General features: G+C 74.8%; 18 protein-coding genes. 8 read left to right on the top strand and 10 right to left on the bottom strand.

The genetic code is table 11. The features are described from left to right. Positions 1-44: 44 nt before the first annotated feature. Together O4U47_RS12015 and O4U47_RS12010 are read left to right on the top strand one after the other, a co-directional pair. A complete protein-coding gene (locus O4U47_RS12015; RefSeq protein WP_270677894.1) occupies positions 45-1,256 on the top strand; it encodes a pyridoxal phosphate-dependent aminotransferase in 1,212 nt (403 codons plus the stop codon). A 175-nt stretch (positions 1,257-1,431) separates the two neighbouring features. After that, a complete protein-coding gene (locus O4U47_RS12010) occupies positions 1,432-2,178 on the top strand; it encodes a YqeB family protein (protein ID WP_270677892.1) in 747 nt (248 codons plus the stop codon). 70 nt (positions 2,179-2,248) lie between these two features. On the opposite strand, the gene O4U47_RS12005 is transcribed toward O4U47_RS12010, so the two are convergent. The 4 genes from O4U47_RS12005 to O4U47_RS11990 form a co-directional block, all read right to left on the bottom strand. Next, positions 2,249-4,090, bottom strand: coding sequence for a phosphoenolpyruvate carboxykinase (GTP) (locus O4U47_RS12005; RefSeq protein WP_270677891.1), 1,842 nt, complete (start codon positions 4,088-4,090; stop codon positions 2,249-2,251). A 173-nt stretch (positions 4,091-4,263) separates the two neighbouring features. After that, the gene (locus O4U47_RS12000; protein ID WP_270677890.1) at positions 4,264-5,331 is read right to left on the bottom strand and encodes a DUF1996 domain-containing protein; all 1,068 of its coding nucleotides are present in this window, start codon (positions 5,329-5,331) and stop codon (positions 4,264-4,266) included. 167 nt (positions 5,332-5,498) lie between these two features. Beyond that, positions 5,499-6,131 (bottom strand): DUF4142 domain-containing protein, encoded by a 633-nt coding sequence (locus O4U47_RS11995; protein ID WP_270677889.1) that lies wholly within the window; start codon positions 6,129-6,131, stop codon positions 5,499-5,501. Between the two features lie 34 nt (positions 6,132-6,165). Next, a complete protein-coding gene (locus O4U47_RS11990) occupies positions 6,166-6,822 on the bottom strand; it encodes a COG4315 family predicted lipoprotein (protein ID WP_270677888.1) in 657 nt (218 codons plus the stop codon). Between the two features lie 187 nt (positions 6,823-7,009). Between O4U47_RS11990 and O4U47_RS11985 the strand changes: the two genes are divergently transcribed. Genes O4U47_RS11985 through O4U47_RS11975 form a run of 3 tightly spaced genes read left to right on the top strand, consistent with a single transcriptional unit; the run spans position 7,010 to position 9,805 of the window. Continuing rightward, a complete protein-coding gene (locus tag O4U47_RS11985; RefSeq protein ID WP_270677887.1) occupies positions 7,010-7,885 on the top strand; it encodes a hypothetical protein in 876 nt (291 codons plus the stop codon). Further along, on the top strand, positions 7,882-9,363 hold the full coding sequence (locus O4U47_RS11980) for an NADH-quinone oxidoreductase subunit NuoF family protein (protein WP_270677886.1): 1,482 nt from the start codon (positions 7,882-7,884) through the stop codon (positions 9,361-9,363). Before O4U47_RS11985 ends, O4U47_RS11980 begins: the two co-directional genes overlap by 4 nt. Before the next feature lie 46 nt (positions 9,364-9,409). Further along, complete coding sequence (locus O4U47_RS11975; protein ID WP_270677885.1) at positions 9,410-9,805, top strand: VOC family protein; 396 nt, start codon at positions 9,410-9,412, stop codon at positions 9,803-9,805. 69 nt (positions 9,806-9,874) lie between these two features. Here the strand turns inward: O4U47_RS11975 and O4U47_RS11970 are convergent, their stop codons facing one another. The 5 genes from O4U47_RS11970 to O4U47_RS11950 all read right to left on the bottom strand — a co-directional run bounded on the left by O4U47_RS11970 (position 9,875) and on the right by O4U47_RS11950 (position 14,605). After that, entirely contained in the window at positions 9,875-10,369 is a 495-nt protein-coding gene (locus O4U47_RS11970; protein ID WP_270677927.1) for a sigma-70 family RNA polymerase sigma factor, read from the bottom strand. 163 nt (positions 10,370-10,532) lie between these two features. Next, positions 10,533-11,705: an anhydro-N-acetylmuramic acid kinase gene (locus O4U47_RS11965; protein WP_270677884.1), complete on the bottom strand. Its 1,173-nt coding sequence runs from the start codon at positions 11,703-11,705 to the stop codon at positions 10,533-10,535. Positions 11,706-11,747: 42 nt separating this feature from the next. Further along, positions 11,748-12,533, bottom strand: a complete 786-nt coding sequence (locus O4U47_RS11960; protein ID WP_270677883.1) for an SDR family oxidoreductase — start codon at positions 12,531-12,533, stop codon at positions 11,748-11,750. A gap of 35 nt (positions 12,534-12,568) precedes the next feature. Continuing rightward, positions 12,569-13,558 (bottom strand): NADPH:quinone oxidoreductase family protein, encoded by a 990-nt coding sequence (locus O4U47_RS11955; protein ID WP_270677881.1) that lies wholly within the window; start codon positions 13,556-13,558, stop codon positions 12,569-12,571. 123 nt (positions 13,559-13,681) lie between these two features. After that, complete coding sequence (locus O4U47_RS11950) at positions 13,682-14,605, bottom strand: universal stress protein (RefSeq protein ID WP_270677880.1); 924 nt, start codon at positions 14,603-14,605, stop codon at positions 13,682-13,684. Positions 14,606-14,820: 215 nt separating this feature from the next. On the opposite strand from O4U47_RS11950, the gene O4U47_RS11945 reads away from it, so the two are divergent. The 3 genes from O4U47_RS11945 to O4U47_RS11935 all read left to right on the top strand — a co-directional run bounded on the left by O4U47_RS11945 (position 14,821) and on the right by O4U47_RS11935 (position 18,157). Next, complete coding sequence (locus O4U47_RS11945) at positions 14,821-15,543, top strand: response regulator transcription factor (RefSeq protein ID WP_270677879.1); 723 nt, start codon at positions 14,821-14,823, stop codon at positions 15,541-15,543. A gap of 4 nt (positions 15,544-15,547) precedes the next feature. Next, entirely contained in the window at positions 15,548-16,978 is a 1,431-nt protein-coding gene (locus O4U47_RS11940; RefSeq protein WP_270677878.1) for a sensor histidine kinase, read from the top strand. A 285-nt stretch (positions 16,979-17,263) separates the two neighbouring features. Next, positions 17,264-18,157, top strand: a complete 894-nt coding sequence (locus O4U47_RS11935) for a DMT family transporter (RefSeq protein ID WP_270677877.1) — start codon at positions 17,264-17,266, stop codon at positions 18,155-18,157. On the opposite strand, the gene O4U47_RS11930 is transcribed toward O4U47_RS11935, so the two are convergent. Continuing rightward, positions 18,115-19,377, bottom strand: coding sequence for a glycosyltransferase (locus O4U47_RS11930; RefSeq protein ID WP_270677876.1), 1,263 nt, complete (start codon positions 19,375-19,377; stop codon positions 18,115-18,117). The genes O4U47_RS11935 and O4U47_RS11930 overlap by 43 nt on opposite strands. Positions 19,378-19,808 lie beyond the last annotated feature (431 nt).

The following is a 19,808-nucleotide window of genomic DNA, read 5'->3' as shown; positions in this document are numbered from 1 at the left end:
AGTGATCACTTGGTAGAACCAAGTGGAACCACGGGGAGGTCACCATGGAGTACAAGCAGTCGGGCAAGCTCAACAACGTCTCCTACGAGATCCGCGGGCCGGTCATCGAGCAGGCCAACGCCCTGGAAGAGGCGGGCCACAGCGTGCTGCGCCTCAACACGGGCAACCCGGCCCTGTTCGGATTCGAGGCGCCGGACGCCCTCGTCCAGGACATCGTCCGGAACCTGTCGAACGCGCACGGCTACAGCGACGCGCGCGGCATCCTCCCCGCCCGCCGGGCCGTGGTCCAGCACTACGCCGCCCGCGGCTTCCCCGAGCTGGACGTCAGCGACGTCTATCTGGGCAACGGCATCTCCGAACTGATCCAGATGTCGGTCCAGGCCCTGCTCGACGACGGCGACGAGGTCCTCATCCCCTCCCCCGACTTCCCCCTGTGGACCGCCGTCACCTCCCTGGCCGGGGGCACCCCGGTGCACTACGCCTGCGACGAGTCCGCCGACTGGCTGCCCGACCTGGACGACATGGAGTCCAAGATCACCGACCGCACCCGCGCGGTCGTGGTGATCAACCCGAACAACCCCACCGGCGCGGTCTACCCCCGCGAGGTGGTCGAGCGCATCTGCGACCTGGCCCGCCGCCGCAACCTCATCGTCTTCAGCGACGAGATCTACGACAAGATCCTCTACGACGGCGCCGAGCACCACAGCCCCGCCGCCCTCGCCCCCGACGTGCTGTGCCTGACCTTCAGCGGCCTGTCCAAGGCCTACCGGGTGGCCGGGTTCCGGTCCGGGTGGCTCGCGGTGACCGGCCCGAAGAAGCACGCCCGCGACTACCTGGAGGGCCTGACCACGCTCGCCGGGATGCGGCTGTGCCCCAACGTCCCGGCGCAGTACGCGGTGCAGGCGGCCCTCGGCGGGCGGCAGAGCATCGAGGACCTGGTGCTGCCCGGCGGCCGCCTGCGCGAGAGCCGCGACCGCGCCTGGGAGCGCCTGAACGCGATCCCGGGCGTGTCCTGCGTGAAGCCGAAGGGCGCGCTGTACGCCTTCCCCCGCCTGGACCCGAAGGTCCACCCGGTCGCCGACGACGAGCGCTTCGTCCTGGACCTGCTGCTCCAGGAGAAGATCCACGTGGTGCAGGGCACCGGCTTCAACTGGGCGCGCCCCGACCACTTCCGCATCCTGACCCTGCCCCACCCCGACGACATCGACGCCGCCATCGGCCGCATCGGCCGGTTCCTGTCGGGCTACCGGCAGTAGCAGCGCCACCCGCTCGTTGATCTCGGGAATCTCGCCCCTGAAACCGCGCTCGTAGGGGCGTTTTTCCCGAGATCGACGCCGTGGGGGCGGGTCATACCAAGGGATGACACGGGGCGCACGGACGCATGCCGCCGACCGACGCGGCGGGGAGCCCCCGCCGCCTAACGTCGAAGACATGCACGCCAACGACGCATCCATGCCCGGCGGCGCCGCGGGGGGCGCCGCCGTCGTGGCCCACCCCGCCTGGATCCGCCTGGTCCTGCCCTTCCTCGGGCTCGGCGCCGGGCTGCTGGTCAAGGGGGCGGCCCAGTGGGTCATCTCGCTGCCCTGGGCCCCCTTCCAGGGCCCCCTGGAGCTGCTGGAATCGCTGCCCGAGCCCGGGGCGACCATCGGGGCCGGGGTGCTCGGCGCGGTCGGCGGCCTCGTCCTGGTCTTCCTGATCGACCACGACGCGCTGACCGTGGAGGTGCGCACCGACCGGGTCGGGCTGGCCCGGCGCGGCCGCACGCACGGGCACGCCCGGCAGGACGTGGAGGGCGTCTTCATGGACGGCCGGGGGCTGACCGGCAAGCGGCTCGTGCTCCTCGGCGGCGACGGAGGGGAGCTGGAGCGCCTGCCCTGCGACCTCAAGGAGGCGCGGGTCGCCGAGGCCTTCCGGGTGAACGGCTGGCCGTGGCTGGAGGCCGACCCCTACGCCGGGGAGTTCCGGCGCTGGGTCGACGGGCTCCCGGAGCTGCCGCCCGCCGCCAACGCGCTGCTGCGGGCCCGCAGGGAGGCGTTGGAGAAGGACGCCGAGGGCGACGACGCCGACGAGCTCCGGCGCGAGCTGGCCGGACTCGGGGTGGTGGTGCGGGACGAGAAGGAGCGGCAGTACTTCCGCCTCCTGCCCGGCACCGGCGGCACGGGCGGCACGGGCGGCTGACCGCGGGGAGGCCCACCCCTGGTGGGGGCCTCCCCGCCGCACGGGCGCCGGCCGGGGCCGGTCCGGCGCGCTACCCCAGCCGGTCGGTCAGCTTGGTGTACTCCTCCCACAGCTCCGGCGGGAGCTGCTCGCCGAAGGTCGCGAAGAACTCCGGCACCAGTTTGGCCTCCTGGCGCCACGTCTCCCGGTCCACCGTCAGCAGGTACTCCAGGTCCTCGGCCGACAGGTCCAGGCCCTCGGTGTCGATCGACCCGGGGGTCGGCAGCCGGCCGATCGGGGTGGCCTGCGCCTCGGCCGTGCCCTCCAGGCGCTCCACGATCCACTTGATCACGCGCGAGTTCTCGCCGAACCCGGGCCACACGATCCGCCCGTCGGCGTCCTTGCGGAACCAGTTGACGTAGAAGATCCGCGGCAGTCTCTCGGCGTCGGTGGCGCGCCCGACCTCCAGCCAGTGGGCGAAGTAGTCGCCCATGTTGTAGCCGCAGAACGGCAGCATCGCGAACGGGTCCCGGCGCAGCTCGCCGACGGTGCCCTCGGCCGCGGCGGTCTTCTCCGACGACACGTTGGCGCCCATGAACACGCCGTGCTGCCAGTCGAAGGCCTCGTTGACCAGCGGGACCGCGGTGGCGCGGCGCCCGCCGAACAGGATCGCCGAGATCGGCACGCCCGCCGGGTCCTCCCACTCGGGGGCGATGGTGGGCGCCTGCCCGCCCGGCGTGGTGAAGCGCGCGTTCGGGTGGGCGGCGGGCTCGCCGGACTCCGGCGTCCAGGGGCGGCCCTTCCAGTCGGTGAGGTTCGCGGGGGCCTCATCGGTCAGGCCCTCCCACCACACGTCGCCGTCGCCGGTGAGGGCGACGTTGGTGAAGATGCTGTTGCCCCACAGGGTGCGCACCGCGTTGGCGTTGGTGGACTCACCGGTGCCCGGGGCGACGCCGAAGAACCCGGCCTCGGGGTTGATGGCGCGCAGGCGGCCCTCGTCGTCGAAGCGCATCCAGGCGATGTCGTCGCCGACCGTCTCGACCTTCCAGCCGGGGATCGTCGGCTCCAGCATGGCCAGGTTGGTCTTGCCGCAGGCGCTCGGGAAGGCGGCGGCGATGTACTTGGGGTCGCCCCCGGGCGGGGTGACCTTCAGGATGAGCATGTGCTCGGCCATCCAGCCCTCGTCGCGCGCCATGACCGACGCGATGCGCAGGGCGTAGCACTTCTTGCCGAGCAGGGCGTTGCCGCCGTAGCCCGACCCGTAGGACCAGATCTCCCGGGTCTCGGGGAAGTGCGAGATGTACTTGGTGGGGTTGCAGGGCCAGGCGACGTCCTCCTGCCCCGGCTCCAGCGGCGCGCCCACGGAGTGGACGGCCTTGACGAAGGAGCCGCGCTCCTCGATCAGGCGCAGGGCGGCGTCGCCCATGCGCGCCATGATGCGCATGGAGACCACGACGTAGGGCGAGTCGGTGATCTCCACGCCGAGCTGGGAGATGTCGCCGCCCAGTGGGCCCATGCAGAACGGGACCACGTACATGGTGCGTCCGCGCATGCAGCCGTCGAACACGTCGGCGAAGGTCGCGCGCATCTCGTCGGGCGCGATCCAGTTGTTGGTCGGACCGGCGTCCTGCTCGCGCTCGGAGCAGATGAAGGTGCGGTCCTCCACCCGCGCGACGTCGCTGGGGTCGGAGCGGCAGTAGAAGCTGTTGGGGCGCAATTCCGGGTTGAGCCGGACGAACGTGCCGTTCTCGACGAGTAGACCAGTAAGACGGTCCCATTCGGCGTCCGACCCGTCACACCACACGACCGCGTCGGGCTTCGTCAGCTCGGCGATCTCATCGACCCAGGTGATCAGCTCTTTGTGGGTCGTGGGTGCGTCATGGCTGGTGGGATCGGCGGACTCGACGCCCGTGGCGGGAACGGTCTCAGACACAGCGGCTCCTTCTCGTCGTCTGGTCCGCATCATCGACGACGAGTGCCGTAACCGGCCAGTTGGTCTGGACAACAGGTTTAGACCGGTGGTCTATTTCTCGCCGTCGCCCCACGATAGAGCGCTGCGGACCGGGTGTCGCCCACCCGGCCCGCAGCGCGTGTCGCCGCCGCGCCTCAGCAGGCGCGTCCACTGTTGATGCAGGCCACAGCCTTGTCCATGAGGCCGTCCGGCATCACGTTGATGAAGTCGGAGTGATCCGTCACAGCCGCGTGCCCCTCTTCGGGGAAACCGTCGACGGCGAACGCGGGCCCCTCGGGCACCTCGTAGACCAGGGTCTGCCGCAGCTGGGGGACGGGCCGCGTACCGCCGGGGCAGGCGCCCGTCTCCGGGTCGGGGAACACGATGTGCGAGCGGTTGTCCTCGCTCTCCGTGTTCCGCCCGTCCCAGCAGCTCGGGAAGTCCATGATCCTCGTCACATCGCTTCCGTCGGGGCACAGGGGGTACCGGTCCGTGGAGATCCGGTCCTCGAACCCGGTGCACGTCCACTGGGCGTTCGCGTTCTCCCCGCCGCTGGTGGCGGCGCGCGCGTTCCCGGTGATGGCCTGCAGGAAGCGCGGCATGGGGACGACCTCGTCGACCGCGTTGCCGCGGAACTCGATGGCCGCGCTTCGCGGGGTGAGAATGCGGCCCACGTTGCCGTCCAGGCCGCCGCCGGGGGCGCCGGCGTCGGCGCCCTCCTGCGTGATGTCGCGCAGCACCGGCCAGTAGTGCATGGACCGGTCGCCGTCGGCGCAGCTCGTGTCGCCCTGGGCCAGGATCGCGTTGTTGGCCTCGACGTCGTCGGTGAACCGGTTGATGTCCTGGTTGCCGACGTAGTCGTGGGTGTGCTGGGCGCCGTTGGGGACGCCGGGGGCGACGATCACGTTCTCGGAGTTGAACAGGCCGTTCTCGTTGCGGCCGCACTCGGCGCGGTAGACGCCGTCGGCGCCGCCCGCGTCGCCGGGCTGCGGACCCGGCGGCGCCGGGGGCACGTCGCGGATGTCGACGAAGTCCTCGGGGCCGGGGCCCGGCCCGGGCGGGTCGTCGCCGTCGCCCTCACCGCCGTATCCGCCGCCGGTGTCCTCGGGAGCCCCCTCCCGGGTGCCCCCGTCGACCGGGGCGGCGGTCGGGGGTGCGGCGGTGGCCGCGACGAGCGCGGCCGTCGCGAGGGCGCCCGCGGCGGCGAGGGCCGCGAGGAGCACGGGGGTCCGGCCGCGGCGTCCGCGCCGGTCGCGCGAACGCCCTCGTGGTAAGCGTCCTCGGGGGTCGTGGGGGTTGCGGGGGTTCGTCATCGGTCAGGCCTTCCGTCTTCCGTCGTGTACGGGGTGGGACGGTCGGGCGCCGCGGCGGCGCCCGGATCGCGCCGGGGTCAGCCCCGGCGGCGTTCGGGGGGCGGCGGCTCGGGGAGCCGCTCGAAGTCCACCAGGCCGGTGCTCTCCAGCAGCGTGATGTGCTTGAGCACCATGAACACGGCGTGCTGGACGAAGGAGCGGACGAGGGTGTTGCGGGTACCGGCGCGCACCTCGGCCAGCACCTGGATCACCTCGCCGTGGGCGAAGCGCAGGCGGTGCACCGCCGTGCGGTCGTAGGCGTCGCCGGAGAGCCCGGCGAGCTCGTCCATCCAGTCCTGCTGCTGCGCGCTGGGCATGGTGGGCAGTTCCACCTCGAGCTCGTGGGCCACCTCCCGGACCTGCTCGTCCATCAGGGTGTGGTCGTCGGCGAGGATGCCGCCGACCTCGCGGACGCGGTCGCTGCGGGCGCGCTCCTCAGCCTGCTGCCCGGTGGGGATCTCCCACAGGTTGGCCTGGCGGACCTTGGCGAGGGCGTCGCGGTCGGCCGGGCCGAGGGGGCCGTAGTCGGTCATCTCCCACTCGCGCCAGAAGAGGCCGGTGGCGGACATGGAGCCGTTGGGGACCACCATGAACACCGTGATCGCGGAGAGGACCAGGAACGCGGCCACCCCGGCGAACTCGATCGCGCCGAGGGAGGACAGGGGCCGCATCCGGAGGCGGCGGCGCCCGCGCCCGGGGGGCGGGTCAGTAGCCGTATCCGCCGTCGTCGCCATATCCGGATCCGCCTCCGTCGCCGTCCTCGGACGTGCCGCCGCCACCGGGGTCCTCCTCCGGCGACGCGCCCCCTTCGGCCCCATCGGCCCCATCGGAGCCGGAGCCGGAGCCGCCGGAGCCCTGCACGGCCTCCGCGGCCTTGCCCCCGTCGGGCGCGACGGCGTACCAGAGGCCGCCCACGCCCTCGCCGTTCACGTCGCCGGGCTCCACGTCGCCCGCGTAGCGGTACAGCGGGCGCCCGTCGAGGGTGACCTGGGCCTCGCCCTCCTCGCGGTCGATGGCGCCGACCAGCTCGGCGTCGATGCCCTCGGGGGCGCCGCCGCCCTCGTCCAGCGCCGGGGGCCACTGCTTGGCGCAGTCGCCGGTGCAGGAGGAGGCGGCGGCACCGGCGCCGTCCGGGGTGTACATGTACAGCGTGTAGCCGTCGGCGTCGGTGACCACCTCGCCGACGTCGGTGCCCTCGCGCACCGCCAGCGCCCCCTCGGGGGCGTCCGGGGAGGCTCCGGCCTCCTCCTCGGCGGGCGCCGCGTCGTACTCGGGCAGCTCGCCCTGGCCGCCGCATCCGGCGGCGAGCACCGCCGCCGCTCCGCCGGCCAGGACCAGTGCGGTCGTTCCGGGTGCCTTCACGGTCCCTCCATCGGGTCCACGGTCATCGACCGTCACGGTTTCCCACCTGTTTCACGGCCGTTATCGCATAGAGATACGCATGACGGGCGCCACCGGTTCACCATATAAGCGATTTTCTTGATTCCCCCCACATGCGCTGCACGCGTGCTATGTTCTGTCACCCACCCGTGCCCGGTGGAGGCGGATAATGCCCGAGCGAACCGTCGCACAGACCCTCAAACAGGCTCTGACCTCGATTGATACCACCTTCAAGGCGCGGCGGCGGCCATTGGCCGCGCACGCGTTCCTCCTAATCGGACTAGTTATATCGAACACCGTCCTCGCCGTTGCGGCGCCGCGCCAATTGGATTTCCTGCGCGCGTTCCAGGATTTCCTCTGGGCGATGTCCGGGGTGCTCGCGCTGCTCGGCCTGACCGCCGCGACCGTCTGCGGGCTGCTGGCCACCGACCGGATCGTGCTGGACGTGCGGCGCCGGGTGCTGCTGCAGGCGGTGCACCGCTCGGTGGCGGTGGCCGCGGTGGGGTTCCTCTTCGCGCACGTGGCCCTGCAGGTGGCGTTCGGCCGGGTGGCCGCCCACCAGGCGGTGCTGCCGTTCGGGGCGGACGCGGCCGTGGCCTTCGGCGCGTTCTCCACCGACCTGCTGCTGGTCATCGTCGTGACCGGGCTGCTGCGGCGCCGCTTCGCCGGCGGGGGCCGCCCCCGGCTGTGGCGGGCCGTGCACGCGGCGGCCTACCTGTGCTGGCCGCTGGCGATCGTGCACGGGCTCACCGCCGGGCGCGAGCCCGCCGGATGGGTGGTGGCGGGGTACGCGCTGTGCCTGGCGGCCGTGGGTCTGGCCCTGGCGGCCCGGCTGCTGGTCGCCGCCGGGCCCGAGCGGGGCCGCGCGGACGCCGAGCGGCGGGTGACCGTGGTCCGCTCCGGAGGGCGGGACGCGGGGTCCGACGGGGTGTTCCCGCCCCCGGGGGACCGCACCGCGCAGGCGCGCCCGGCCGCCCCCCGGGACGGCGACGGCCTCGCCGAGGACCTGGAGTTCTGGGCGGCCATCCGGGAGGGGCGGCGGTGAGCGCGGAAGATGCGCCGACGGCCGTGCGCGCGCTGGGCCCGGCGCGGCTGACCGCCGGGCTGGAGGGCGGGGCCCGCCTCGCCCTGGACGGCCACCGCGCCCTGCACCCGGCGCCGCCCCGGCTGCGCCCCGACGACCTGGTGGCCCTGGCGGGCCTGGGCGAGCTGCGGGGCCGGGGCGGGGCGCACTTCCCGTTCGCCCGCAAGGTCGCCGCCGTGCTGCGCGCGTGCGGACGGCGCGGGTGCCCGGCGCGCGTGGTCGTCAACGCCGCCGAGGGCGAGCCGGGCAGCCGCAAGGACCGGACGCTGCTGGAACGCGCCCCGCACCTGGTGCTGGACGGGGCGGAGCTGGCCGCCTCCGCCCTGGACGCGCACGAGGTGGTGGTGGGCACCGCGGGCGGCGGCGGGGCCGAGCGGTCACTGCTGGACGCGATCGCCGAACGCGGGCCGGGCCCGGCGGTGCGGGTCGTCCGCCTCCCGGACCGGTTCCTGTCCGGGGAGGGCGGGGCGCTGGTGCGCGGCGTCAACGGGAGCACCCCCGTCCCGCCGGGCGTGAAGCGGCGCGCCAGCGACACGGGCGTGGACGGGCTCCCGACGCTGCTGTCCAACGCCGAGACCTATGCCCAGCTCGCGGTGCTCACCGCCCTGGGGGCGGACCGGTTCGGGATCGTCGGCGCACCCGGCGAGCCGGGGACGCTGCTCCTCACCGTGGGAGGGGCGGCCCGCTCCCCCGCCGTGGTGGAGGTCCCGCTGGGCACGCCCTTGGACGAGGTGCTGGAGGCGTGCGGGGCCGAGCCCGGGCGGGGCGTGCTCGTGGGCGGCTACCACGGGGCGTGGCTGGCGCCCAGGGACGTCGCGGGGGCCGTGCTCTCGCGCGCGGGAATGGAGGAGCGGGGCGGGGCGCTCGGGGCGGGGATCGTGCTCCCCATCGGCCCGGACGCCTGTCCGCTGGACGAGACGGCCCGTGTGCTGCGCTACCTGGCCGAGGAGAACGCCCGCCAGTGCGGACCGTGCGTGCGCGGACTACCGCGGCTGGCCCGTGCCTTCGGAGATCTGGCCGGGGGCGAGGGGACGCCCGAGGCGGTCACCGAGGCGGCGGGCATCGGGGCGGGCCGGGGGGCGTGCGCCCACCCGGACGGCGCGGCGCGGCTGGCGGCGTCGGCGCTGGAGGCCTTCCGCGACGACATCGCCGTGCACGCCGTGACCGGGTCGTGCCGCCCTCGCGAGCGGGAGGTGCTGCCGCTCCCCGGGGGCACGGCCGCGCAGTCGCGGCTGACGGTGGACTGGTCGCGGTGCGACGCCCATGGGCTGTGCGCGCACCTGGCTCCGGGGCTGATCCGGCTGGACCGGCACGGCTACCCGGAGGCGCCGGAGGTCACCGTTCCCGAACGCTTCGCAGAGGAGGCGGGCAAGGCCGTGGACATGTGCCCGGCCCTGGCCCTGCGGCTGTCGCCCGAATCGCCGCCCCGGTCGGGGTGAGGGGTCGGGGTGAGCGCCCGGACGGGGCCGCCCCTACAGTGTCGGCATGAAGATGGGCCTGGAATACGTCACCGTCATCGTCGACGAGTACGACCCGGCGATCGAATTCTTCACCGAAGCCCTGGGGTTCGAGCTGGTCGAGGACTCCCCTGCCCTCACGTCGGCCGAGGGGCGGCCCAAGCGGTGGGTCGTCGTGCGCCCTCCGGGCGGGGGTACGGGGCTCCTCCTCGCGCGCGCCGACGGGGAGCGCCAGGCCGCGGCCGTCGGCGACCAGATGGCCGGGCGCGTGGGGTTCTTCCTGCGCGTGGACGACTTCGACCGCGCCTACGCGCGGATGGTGGAGGCCGGTGTCCGCTTCGTCGGAGAGCCGCGCAGCGAGCCCTACGGCCGGGTGGCGGTGTTCCTCGACATCGCGGGCAACCGCTGGGACCTCCTGGGATGACCCCGGTTCCCCGTTGATCTCGGGAAAAACGACCCTACAAGCGCGGTTTTAGCGTCGTTTTTCCCGAGATCAACGACGGAGGGGGCCGTCGCCGTCGGGGCCGCCCACCGCCTCGCGCAGGGCGCGCAGGCCGTAGTGGATCCGGGACTTCACCGTGCCCGGCGGCACGCCCAGCTCCGCGGCGGCCTCGCCCACCGACCGGTCCCGCAGGTAGACGAGCACGAGCGCCTCCCGGTGGTGGTCGGCCAGGACCGGCAGCACCTGGGCGAGCACCAGGGCCGACAGGGTCGGCTCGGAGCCGTCCGGCACCGCCGGGTCCACGCCCCGCTCGGCCTCCACCTCCACCGGGCGGGTGCCGCGCTGGCGGCGGTCGTCGATGACGATGCGGCGGGACACGGTCATCATCCATGCCCACAGCTCGCCGCGCTCCCGGCTCAGGGCGTCGGCGCGGCGCCAGGCGCGCAGTGCGGCCTCCTGGAAGACGTCCTCGGCCCACTGCTCGTCGCCGCCGGTCAGCAGGCGCACGTTTCGCAGCAGGGGGGCGCGGAACTCCCGGTAGAGCAGTGCGACGAGCTCGTCGCCGCGGCCGCCGGCCGCCGGAGCGTCCGCGCCCGCCCAGCCCCCGGGTCCGGCGGATCCGCGCCCAGGGACATGGTCACCGATGAACCATGATCAGGTACACCGATCGGGCGAATCCGCCCCGGAGGGACGGAGCCCCCGTCCGGACCTAAACGCCCGAATGGGCGTCGCCGCTGATGCGCAGCCGCGCCGGGAGCGGCGCATCGGGCCCGGGGCGCCCCACCCGCCCCGACAGCACCGGGTGCGCGGCCCCGGTGCACTCCGGGACGGTCGACGGGATGCCGTGCCAGGTCAGGAATCCCAGGAGCGCGAAGAGGTAGGCCTCCTTGGCGTCCGGGCCGACGCCCAGCGCCTCCGACCCGCGGACCGGGGCGGGCGCGAGCGCCGCGCGCAGGACCTGCATCAGGCCGTGATTGTGCACGCCGCCCCCGGAGGCCACCACCTCGCCCACGCCGTGGGCCTTGCAGGCGTCGGCGATGGTCACCGCGGTCAGGTCGGTCAGCGTGGCGAACACGTCGTCCCAGGAGGCGTCGACCCCCGCCAGGGCGCGCTCCAGGTAGTCGGCGTTGAAGAGTTCCTTGCCGGTGGTCTTGGGGGCGGGGCGGGCGAAGTAGGGCTCGGCCAGGAGCCGCTCCATCAGCTCGGGCACCACCTGCCCGCGCAGGGCGCGCTCCCCTCCGGCGTCCATCCGCCCGGTGCCGGGCGCCAGCGCGGCGGCGGCGTCGAGGAGGGCGTTGCCGGGGCCGGTGTCGAAGGCGACCGGCGGGGCGTCCGGGGCGACGACGGTCAGGTTGGCGATGCCGCCGATGTTGAGGGCGGCGGCGGGGGCGCCCCGGCCGGAGAGCCAGAGGACGTCGAAGACCGAGGCCAGCGGTGCGCCCTGGCCGCCCGCGGCGATGTCGGCGGCGCGCACGTCGGACACGACGGGCAGGCCGGTGGCCTCGGTGATCCAGGCCGGCTGGCCGAGCTGGAGCGAGCCGCGGACGGCGCCGTCCTCGACCCAGTGGTAGAGCGTCTGGCCGTGCGAGACGGCGAGGTCGGCGGTGCCGCCCGGGCACAGCTCGGCCACGGCGGTGCGGGCGGCGTCCGCGAAGGCGCGCCCGATGCCGGTGTCGATCCGGCAGACCTGTTCGAGCGTGGTCGCCGCGGGCGGGAGGGCGGCCAGCACCGCGTCCCGGACGGCGGGCGGGTAGGGGGCGGTGAGGTGGCCGAGCGGGTCGAGGCGGACCTCGTCGCCCTCCAGCCGAAGGTCGGCCGCCGCGGCGTCGATGCCGTCCACCGATGTCCCTGACGAGAGTCCGATGACGATCACGGGCACCACCTCCGGGGACCGTCATTCCCCGGTTTCCGGGCCCGTCCCCTCTCAGGCCCCCTTGAGCTTGGCCCAGGCCTTGCGCATGCCCTTGAGCCAGCGGTCGCGGTCCTGGGCGCGGCGGAGCTCGTAGTCGGCGGCCTCGGGATGCGGCAGGATCAGGAACCGCCCGTCGCGCAGGGCGGCCGCCACCGCCTGGGCGACGTCCTCCGGCTCCAGGTACTCCCCGCCCAGGCGGGTGGAGGCCGAGGCGCCGTCCCCGGCGGTCATGGCGGTGTTCACGCCCTGGGGGCACAGGCACGACACCCCGATGCCGTCGTCGGCGTGGCGGATGGCCAGCCACTCGGCCAGTGCGACCGCGCCGTGCTTGGTCACCGTGTAGGGGGCGGTGTCGAGGTTGGTCAGCAGTCCGGCGGCGGACGCGGTCACCATGAAGTGGCCGCCGCGCCCCGCCATCCGCGGGAACAGCGCGCGCGCCGCGTAGACGTGCGCCATGACGTGCACCCGCCAGGACAGGTCCCAGTCGGCGTCGTCGCCCAGGCCCTCGCCCGCGCCGACACCGGCGTTGGAGCACCACAGGTCGACCGGCCCGGCCCGGTCCCATACGCGGTCGACGGCGGCGGCGACGGCCTGCTCGTCGGCGACGTCGAACGCCTCCCAGGACGCGCGGGGGCCGAGGCCGCCGGCGGCCGCGCGGGCGCGGTCGGCGTCCCGGTCGGCGATGACGACGTGCGCCGCGCCGTCGGCGAGCAGCCGGGCGGCGACGGCACGGCCGATGCCTCCGGCCGCGCCGGTGACGACCGCGTTGGTTCCGGGGACGGAGAAGGGTCCGGGCACGGGGGCTCCTCAGGGGGGTCGGGGGTGGGGCGGGCTCAGGCGGAGGGGGAGAAGACCAGGCGCCCGACGGTCGACCCGTCGGCGAGCCGCTGGACCCCGTCGGCCAGGCCGCCGAACCCGACGCGCTCGCTCACCAGCGGCTTGACCAGGCCCTTGTCGGCGAGCTCGGTGAGACCGCGGTGGGCCTCACCGATCAGCTCGGGGGCGCGGCGCTGGTAGAGGCCCCAGTGCAGGCCCAGCAGCGAGTAGTTCTTGATCAGCACGTGGTTGAGCGCCTGCTCGGGGATGGTCCCGGAGGCGAACCCGATGATGACGATCCGGCCCTCGAAGGCGATGCACTTGGTGGAGCGGGCGAAGGAGTCGCCGCCGACCGGGTCGAAGACCACGTCGGCGCCGCGTCCGCCGGTCTGGGCCTTGACGACCTCGACGAAGTCCTCCGCGCGCCGGTCGACCACGACGTCGGCGCCGAGCTCGGCGGCGACGCGGGCCTTGTCCGGGCCCCCGGCCACGCCGATGACCCGGGCGCCGGCGGCCTTGGCGAGCTGCACGGCGGCGCTGCCCACGCCCCCGGCCGCGGCGTGGACCAGGACGGTCTCGCCGGGCTGCAGGGCGGCCCGGCGGTGCAGGGCGAACCAGCCGGTCTGGTAGCCGATGAAGAGGGAGGCGGCCTCGTCGTCGCCGAGGGAGTCGGGGGCGGGGAAGACCGCGTCGGCGGGCATGAGGGCGTACTCGGCGAAGGCCCCGTCGGGGAGGGCGGCGCCGCCGAGGACACGGGTCCCGGCGGGCGGGGCGCCGGTCCCGGGGCCCGCCTGGACGACCTCGCCGCACAGCTCCACGCCCGGGGTGAACGGCGGGTCGGGCTTGACCTGGTAGGTGCCGCGGCACAGCAGGGCGTCGGGGAAGTTGACGGCGGCGGAGCGCACACGGACGAGGACCTGCCCTTCTGCGGGCTCGGGGCGGGGGGTCTCCTCCACCCGCAGGACGTCCTCGGGCTCGCCGGGACCGTGTACGCGCAACGCCTTCACTGCCGCCTCCGCCTTCTCGGGGGATACCAACCGGTCGGTAATCGTCGACGGCCAGTGAACCGCGCCCCCGGGCACGCGGTCAAGGGGCCCTTCCCCCTCGGACGGTGTCCGCCTCCCACGGTGTCAGCGCACCACGACCACCGGGCCGTGCGCCCCGTGGAGGACGGACTGGCTCACCGAGCCCAGCAGCAGCCCCCGGAAGCCTCCCCTGCCCCGCGAGCCCACGACGACCAGGTCGGCCGGGGACGCCTCCTCCAGCAGCGCCACCACCGGGTGCGCCCGCACCGTGCGCAGGTCCACCACCACCTTGGGGTGCTGCGCGCGCAGGTCCTCCATGGCGGCCTCGGCGGTGCGGCGCGCCGCCGCCTCCACCGCCTCGTCGTCGAAGGCCTCCGGCGGCACCGGCCCCACCGACGAGGCGAACGCCGCCATCGGCTGCCAGGCGCAGATCGCCACCACCTCCGACCCGCTCCGCTCGGCCTGGCGGAACGCGAACGCCAGCGCCCGGCCACCGGTCTCGGAGCCGTCCACGCCCACGACGATCCGCCCGCGCCGCCCCTCGGCGGTCTCGTGGTGCTTGGGCAGCACCACCGTGGGCACCGGCGACTTGGCCGCCAGCTCCACCCCCACCGACCCCACGAAGGCCGAGGCGAGCCCGCCGAGCCCGCGCGACCCCACGACCACGCAGGCCGCACCGGGCTCCGAGGCGGCCTCCAGCAGGGCCTGCGCCGGACGCTCCTCGACCTCACGGGTCTCCACCGACAGCTCCGGGAACAGCCGGAGCACCCAGTCCCGCGCGTACGCCAGCAGCGCGCGGGCGTCGTGCCGCCGCGGCGACTCCTCGTCGTCGCCGTCCGCGCCGCCCCCGCCCCGGTGGATCAGCTCGCCGAACGGCCCCTCGGAGTCCGGCGGCCACACGGCGGTGACGATGCGGACGCCCAGTCCGTAGGTCATCGCCTGATTGGCCGACCATTCCAGCGCGTACCGGCTGGAGTCGGAACCGTCCACACCGACGACCACCCAGCGCGGGTCCTCTCCGGTGTCCATATCGCCTGCCTCGCTCTCCGTCGAGCCGGTCGGGTCCCCCGTCGTCCTGCACGGCCGCACCGCCCCGACGCGGGCGGCCACCGGGGTACCTACCCCGGTGGGCCCCGGAACAGCCGGGCCGAAGGACGTCCCGTCCGTCACCCCTCCTGCTCACCGCGGCGCGGCGGCCGTGTCCTCTTACCGTCGTCTCACCCGGATGGGCGACCATGTCCTCCATGACGTCCGCCAGTGCCCCCGCCGGTCGCGTGCTCCTCGCCGACGACGACCGCGCCATCCGCGAGTCCCTGGAACGCGCCCTCATGCTGGAGGGCTACGAGGTGCTGACCGCCGAGGACGGCGTGCAGGCGCTCACCGCCGCCCACGCCGAACCGGTGGACCTGCTGGTGCTCGACGTGATGATGCCCGGCGTCGACGGGCTGGGCGTGACCCGGGTGCTGCGCGCCGAGGGCGACCGGCGGCCCATCCTCATGCTGACCGCGCGGGTGGAGACCTCCGACCGGGTGGCCGGGCTCGACGCGGGCGCCGACGACTACCTGCCCAAGCCCTTCGAGCTGGAGGAGCTGATGGCGCGCATCCGGGCGCTGCTGCGCCGCGCCGGCCCCGCCTCCGCCGACGACGGCGAGCGCCCCGAGCCGGTTCTGCAGGCCGGCGACCTGCGGCTGGACCCGGCGGCGCGGCGCGTCTGGCGGGCGGGGCGCGAGGTGGAGCTGTCCAAGACCGAGTTCGACCTGCTGGAGCTGCTGGCCCGCAACGCCGGGATCGTGCTCGACCACCCCACCATCTACGACCGCATCTGGGGGTACGACTTCGGGCCGGACTCCAAGAACCTCGCCGTCTACATCAGCTACCTGCGGCGCAAGCTGGACGCGCCGGACGCGCCGCCGCTGATCCAGACGGTGCGCGGGGTGGGCTACACGCTGCGCCCCCAGGAGGGCTGAGCGGATGCGCGGGCGGCCGGCGGTCCTCAGGCGGCGCGCGGCGGTGCTCGCCCGGTACGCGGCCTCGCCGGAGCGGTGGCGGCTGGGCACCAAGTTCGCGGTGGCCTTCGCCGTGGTGGCCGCCGCCGCCAGCCTGCTCACCGGGACCCTGGCCTACAGCACGGCATCGGTGCTGATCCGCAGCGACGCCAAGGAGCAGTTCCAGGCCACCGCCCAGCGGCTGGCCGACGACGTCAGCCGCCCCACCGCGGAGCTGGACGCCCGCCAGACGCTCACCTTCCTGCACTCGGACGACTTCACCTACCAGGGCGTCACGCCCAGCGGCTCGGTGGCGGTCCCGATCGGGGCCGACCGGTCGATCGAGGTGCTGCCGGTGCGCGACGACGACCGGGCGGTGGCGGCCGAGCGGAAGGCCGGGATCGTGCACACCCGCGAGGACACCGCCGACGGGGAGGACTACCGGATCGCGACGGTGTCCCTGGGCGGCGGGCGCGGCGCGATCCAGATCGGCCAGCGCCTCTCCCCGATGGAGCGGATGCTGGACGTGCTCGCGCTGCAGATCACCGTGGTGGGCGTGGGGGTGCTGGCGGTCGCCGCCGGTGCCGGGTGGCTGCTGGCGCGGCGGGTCACCAAGCGGCTGGTGCGCCTGACCGACACCGCCGAGCAGGTGCGCACGACGGGGCGCCTGGACCTGGTGGCGCCGGAGGGCGGTGCGTCCCCGGACGAGGTCGGGCGGCTCGGGCGGGCGTTCAACGCGATGCTGACCCGGCTGGCGGGGGCCGAGGCCGAGCAGCGGCGCCTGGTGCAGAACGCCTCGCACGAGCTGCGCACCCCGCTGACCAGCCTGCGCACCAACGTCAGCGTGATGCGCTCGTTCGACCGGCTGGGGTCCGACGCCCAGCAGCGGCTCGTCGACGACCTCCAAGGCGAGACGCGGGAGCTGTCCAAGCTCGTGGACGAGCTGGTGCAGCTGGCGACCGGGACCCGCGAGGACGAGGCGCCCGCGGACGTGGAGCTGGGGCCGCTGGCCGAGCGCGTGGCCGACCGGGTGCGGCGGCGGACGGGCCGGGAGGTGGTGGTCGACGCCGACGGGAGCACGGTGCACGGGCGCCCGACGGCGCTGGAGCGCGCGCTGTCCAACCCTGTGGAGAACGCCACGAAGTTCGACGCGGAGAGCGGCGGACCGATCGAGATCGTGGTCCGGGACGGCCGGGTGGAGGTGCGCGACCGGGGCCCGGGGATCGCCCCGGAGGAGGTGGAGCACGTCTTCGAGCGGTTCTACCGGTCCGACGCCGCCCGCGCGCTGCCGGGGTCGGGGCTGGGCCTGTCCATGGTGAAGGAGATCGTGCACGCTCAGGGAGGAACGGTGTTCGCGGCGAACCGCGAGGGGGGCGGGGCGGTCATCGGGTTCACGCTGCCGACCGTGGAGCGCTGAGGGGGGACGGCGTCCGCCGGCCCTGCCGGAATGTAGCGCATCTCACTCCCCCTCCCCCGCCCCGCTCCGGGCCCGATCCGCCCCCTCGGTGCACACGCGGGTCCGTGCTCTGCAGTAACCTCGTCACGCCCCCGTCTGCACGGCGTCCCCCGCCCAGCCTCCTCAGGTCCACCCGGCGGCGCGGGGCGGTGATGAGGCGGTGCGACGCGGCCCCGCGGCCGGACTCCGGCCCGCTCGGGCGGGCGCCGCACGCCGACGGGCACCCGGACACGAAGGGCGGGATCGATGACGTGGGCCGTCGCCGTGGCGCTGTCCGGGGCGTTCTCCGTCGCCGCCGGCGCCGCCGTGCACGACCGTGCGCTGCTGACCGCCCCCATCCGGGGCATCGGCCAGCTCGCCCTGCTGCGCGCGCTGCTGCGGATGCCCCTGTGGTGGCTCGGCACCCTCCTGACGATGGCCGGCATCGTCGCGCACCTGTGGGCGCTCACCCAGGCGCCCCTGGTGGTGATCCAGCCGATCGGCATCACCGGCCTGCTCTTCGCCGTGGTGCTCTCCGCCGTCTTCCGGCGGCGCCGCCCCAGCCCCGCGCAGGTCCTGGGGTCCCTGGCGGTCAGCCTCGCCCTGGCCGGACTCCTCACCACCGTCCCGCACGCCCAGGGCAGCGCCCCCGACGCGATGGGCCTGACCGAGATCGCCGTGATCGCGGGCGGGGCCATGGCGCTGTGTGTGGCGGTGGGACGCACCCGGCGCGGCGCCCTGCGGGCCGGCTCCTTCGCGCTGGCCAGCGGCATCGCCTACGCCGCCACGTCGGCCTTCGGCCGGGTGATCGGCATCGCCGCGCTGGCCGACCCGACGGCGGCGGTGCAGCCGATGACCGCCGTGGCCGTCGGCATCGGCCTCACCGGCGGGCTGATCATGCAGAACGCCTACCGCACCGACCACTTCACCCTGGCCTACGCCACCCTGATGCTCAGCGACCCGATCGCCGCCACCGTCATCGGCGTGGCCTACTTCGGCGAGCGCCTGCCCACCGACCCCGCGCACGCCGCGATCGCGGCCGGAGCGGCGGTGCTGGGCGCCGCGGGGGTGGTGACGCTGGCCCGCGCCTCCGGCCCGCAGCGGCCCGCCCGCGCCGGTCAGCCGCCGCGCAGCGACGACCTCAGCGCCACGTCGGCGTAGATCCGCTCGAAGCGGTCCAGCGAGCGCTCGTGGTCGTGCCGGGCGGCCATCGCGCGGCTCTCCGCCCCCATCCGGGACCGCTCCTCGGGGGAGGCGAGGATGGCGCTCAGGTACTTGGCGAGGTCGTCGGGGCTGCCCGGCTCGTAGAGGTAGCCGTTGCGGCCCTGCTCCACCAGGTGCGGCAGGGCCATCGCCTCGGCGGCCACCACCGGCAGCCCGCTGGCCATCGCCTCCAGGGTGGCGATCGACTGCAGCTCCGCTATCCCGGCGATCGCGAACACGTCCGCCGCCCGGTACACCAGCGGCAGGTCCCCGTGCGGCACGAAGCCGAGGAAGCGCACCCGGTCGGCCACGCCCTCCTCCTCGGCCAGGCGCTCCAGGGCGCCCCGCTGGGCGCCGGTCCCGGCCAGCACGAGCTGCGCGCCGTCGACGGTGGTCCGCCGTACCGCGCGGACCAGGTCGACGATGCGCTTCTCCTCGTCGAGGCGCCCGACGAAGGCGAAGGTGGGCCGGTCCGGGATGCCGAGCCGCTCCCGAAGGTCGGCACGGGGCGCGCCGTCGCCCGGCGGGTGGAAGCGGCGCAGGTCGATGCCGCAGGAGACGGCCTCCACCGGGCGGGCGAACCCCTGGTCGAGGAGGAGCTGGGCGGCGGTGGGGGTGGGCGTGGTGACGTGCTCGGCCCCCTGCAGCGCCCGGCGGAAGTCGCGCCAGGCGACGCGGCCCACGGGGCGGCGCAGCGCCTCGGGCACGAACAGGTAGTTGAACAGGTTCTCCGGCATGAAGTGGTTGGTGGCCACGAGCGGCACCCGGTGGCGCCGGGCGGCGGAGATGAGCAGGCGGCCGACGAGGAAGTGGTTCTGGACGTGCACCGCGTGCGGGCGCACCCGCCGGATCAGCCGGTCGAGGTGGCCGGGGGCGCCCGGCGGCAGGGCCAGCCGCACGGTCTCGTGGACCAGCGAGGACATCGAGCGCAGCCGGTGCTCCACCACCCCGTCCACGCGGGCGGTGTGCGGTGGGCCGTCCGGGGACTGGCACACCACGTGCACCTCGTGCCCGCGCGCGGCCAGGCCGCGGGCGAGGCGGGCGGTGAAGTAGGCGGCGCCGTTGACGTCGGGCGGGTAGGTGTCGGTGCCGATGAGCACGCGCAGGCGCTCGGGACGGGGGTCGGAACGCGGTTCGGGAGGCTGCTCGCGGGTGGCGGCGGATGCGAGTGCGGCCATCTCGGCCCTCCTGGGGGTGTGCGCGGGCGCGCAAGCCGGACGGGCCGGGCCCCTGACCGCCAGGACGGCCCGAACCCGGGTGGTCCCGGGGACGATACTCCGGGCGGTCCGCCGCGCGGCCCCGGTTCGGCGCCCATGTTGCCGACTGTTTACCCGCGCCCGCGGGCATTCACGGCGAACCCGCGGAAAACAGTGGGCGGCGACTGCGGATGAGGAAGGAATCCGCAGGTCGCCGCCGACGACCGAAACCGGCCGTACCCCCGTGGAAGGGGTTATCGCCCCCTTCGGAGAGGTCAAACGCACGGCACGCGGAAAAAGTTTCCCCTAGGGCGACGGATCGGTCGGATCTTCGCTTTCCGCTCGCCCATTCGTCATTCGGTGTTGGCGCGGGCCGGGGCCTCCCGGGAGGCGGCGCCCGCCCGCACGCGGCG

Origin of the sequence: Nocardiopsis suaedae (assembly GCF_027706745.1) — a bacterium.
Lineage (GTDB): Bacteria > Actinomycetota > Actinomycetes > Streptosporangiales > Streptosporangiaceae > Nocardiopsis_A > Nocardiopsis_A suaedae.
The sequence above is the reverse complement of the archived record's forward strand: the minus strand, read 5'-3'. Positions and strand labels throughout refer to the sequence as shown.

Coding starts and splice junctions, on each gene's coding strand:
- O4U47_RS11950 (WP_270677880.1), bottom strand. CDS start 14,605: ATGGACACCGGAGAGGACCCGCGCTGGGTGGTCGTCGGTGTGGACGGT.
- O4U47_RS12010 (WP_270677892.1), top strand. CDS start 1,432: ATGCACGCCAACGACGCATCCATGCCCGGCGGCGCCGCGGGGGGCGCC.
- O4U47_RS11930 (WP_270677876.1), bottom strand. CDS start 19,377: ATGGCCGCACTCGCATCCGCCGCCACCCGCGAGCAGCCTCCCGAACCG.
- O4U47_RS11995 (WP_270677889.1), bottom strand. CDS start 6,131: ATGCGGCCCCTGTCCTCCCTCGGCGCGATCGAGTTCGCCGGGGTGGCC.
- O4U47_RS11985 (WP_270677887.1), top strand. CDS start 7,010: ATGCCCGAGCGAACCGTCGCACAGACCCTCAAACAGGCTCTGACCTCG.
- O4U47_RS11940 (WP_270677878.1), top strand. CDS start 15,548: ATGCGCGGGCGGCCGGCGGTCCTCAGGCGGCGCGCGGCGGTGCTCGCC.
- O4U47_RS11935 (WP_270677877.1), top strand. CDS start 17,264: ATGACGTGGGCCGTCGCCGTGGCGCTGTCCGGGGCGTTCTCCGTCGCC.
- O4U47_RS11975 (WP_270677885.1), top strand. CDS start 9,410: ATGAAGATGGGCCTGGAATACGTCACCGTCATCGTCGACGAGTACGAC.
- O4U47_RS11945 (WP_270677879.1), top strand. CDS start 14,821: ATGACGTCCGCCAGTGCCCCCGCCGGTCGCGTGCTCCTCGCCGACGAC.
- O4U47_RS12015 (WP_270677894.1), top strand. CDS start 45: ATGGAGTACAAGCAGTCGGGCAAGCTCAACAACGTCTCCTACGAGATC.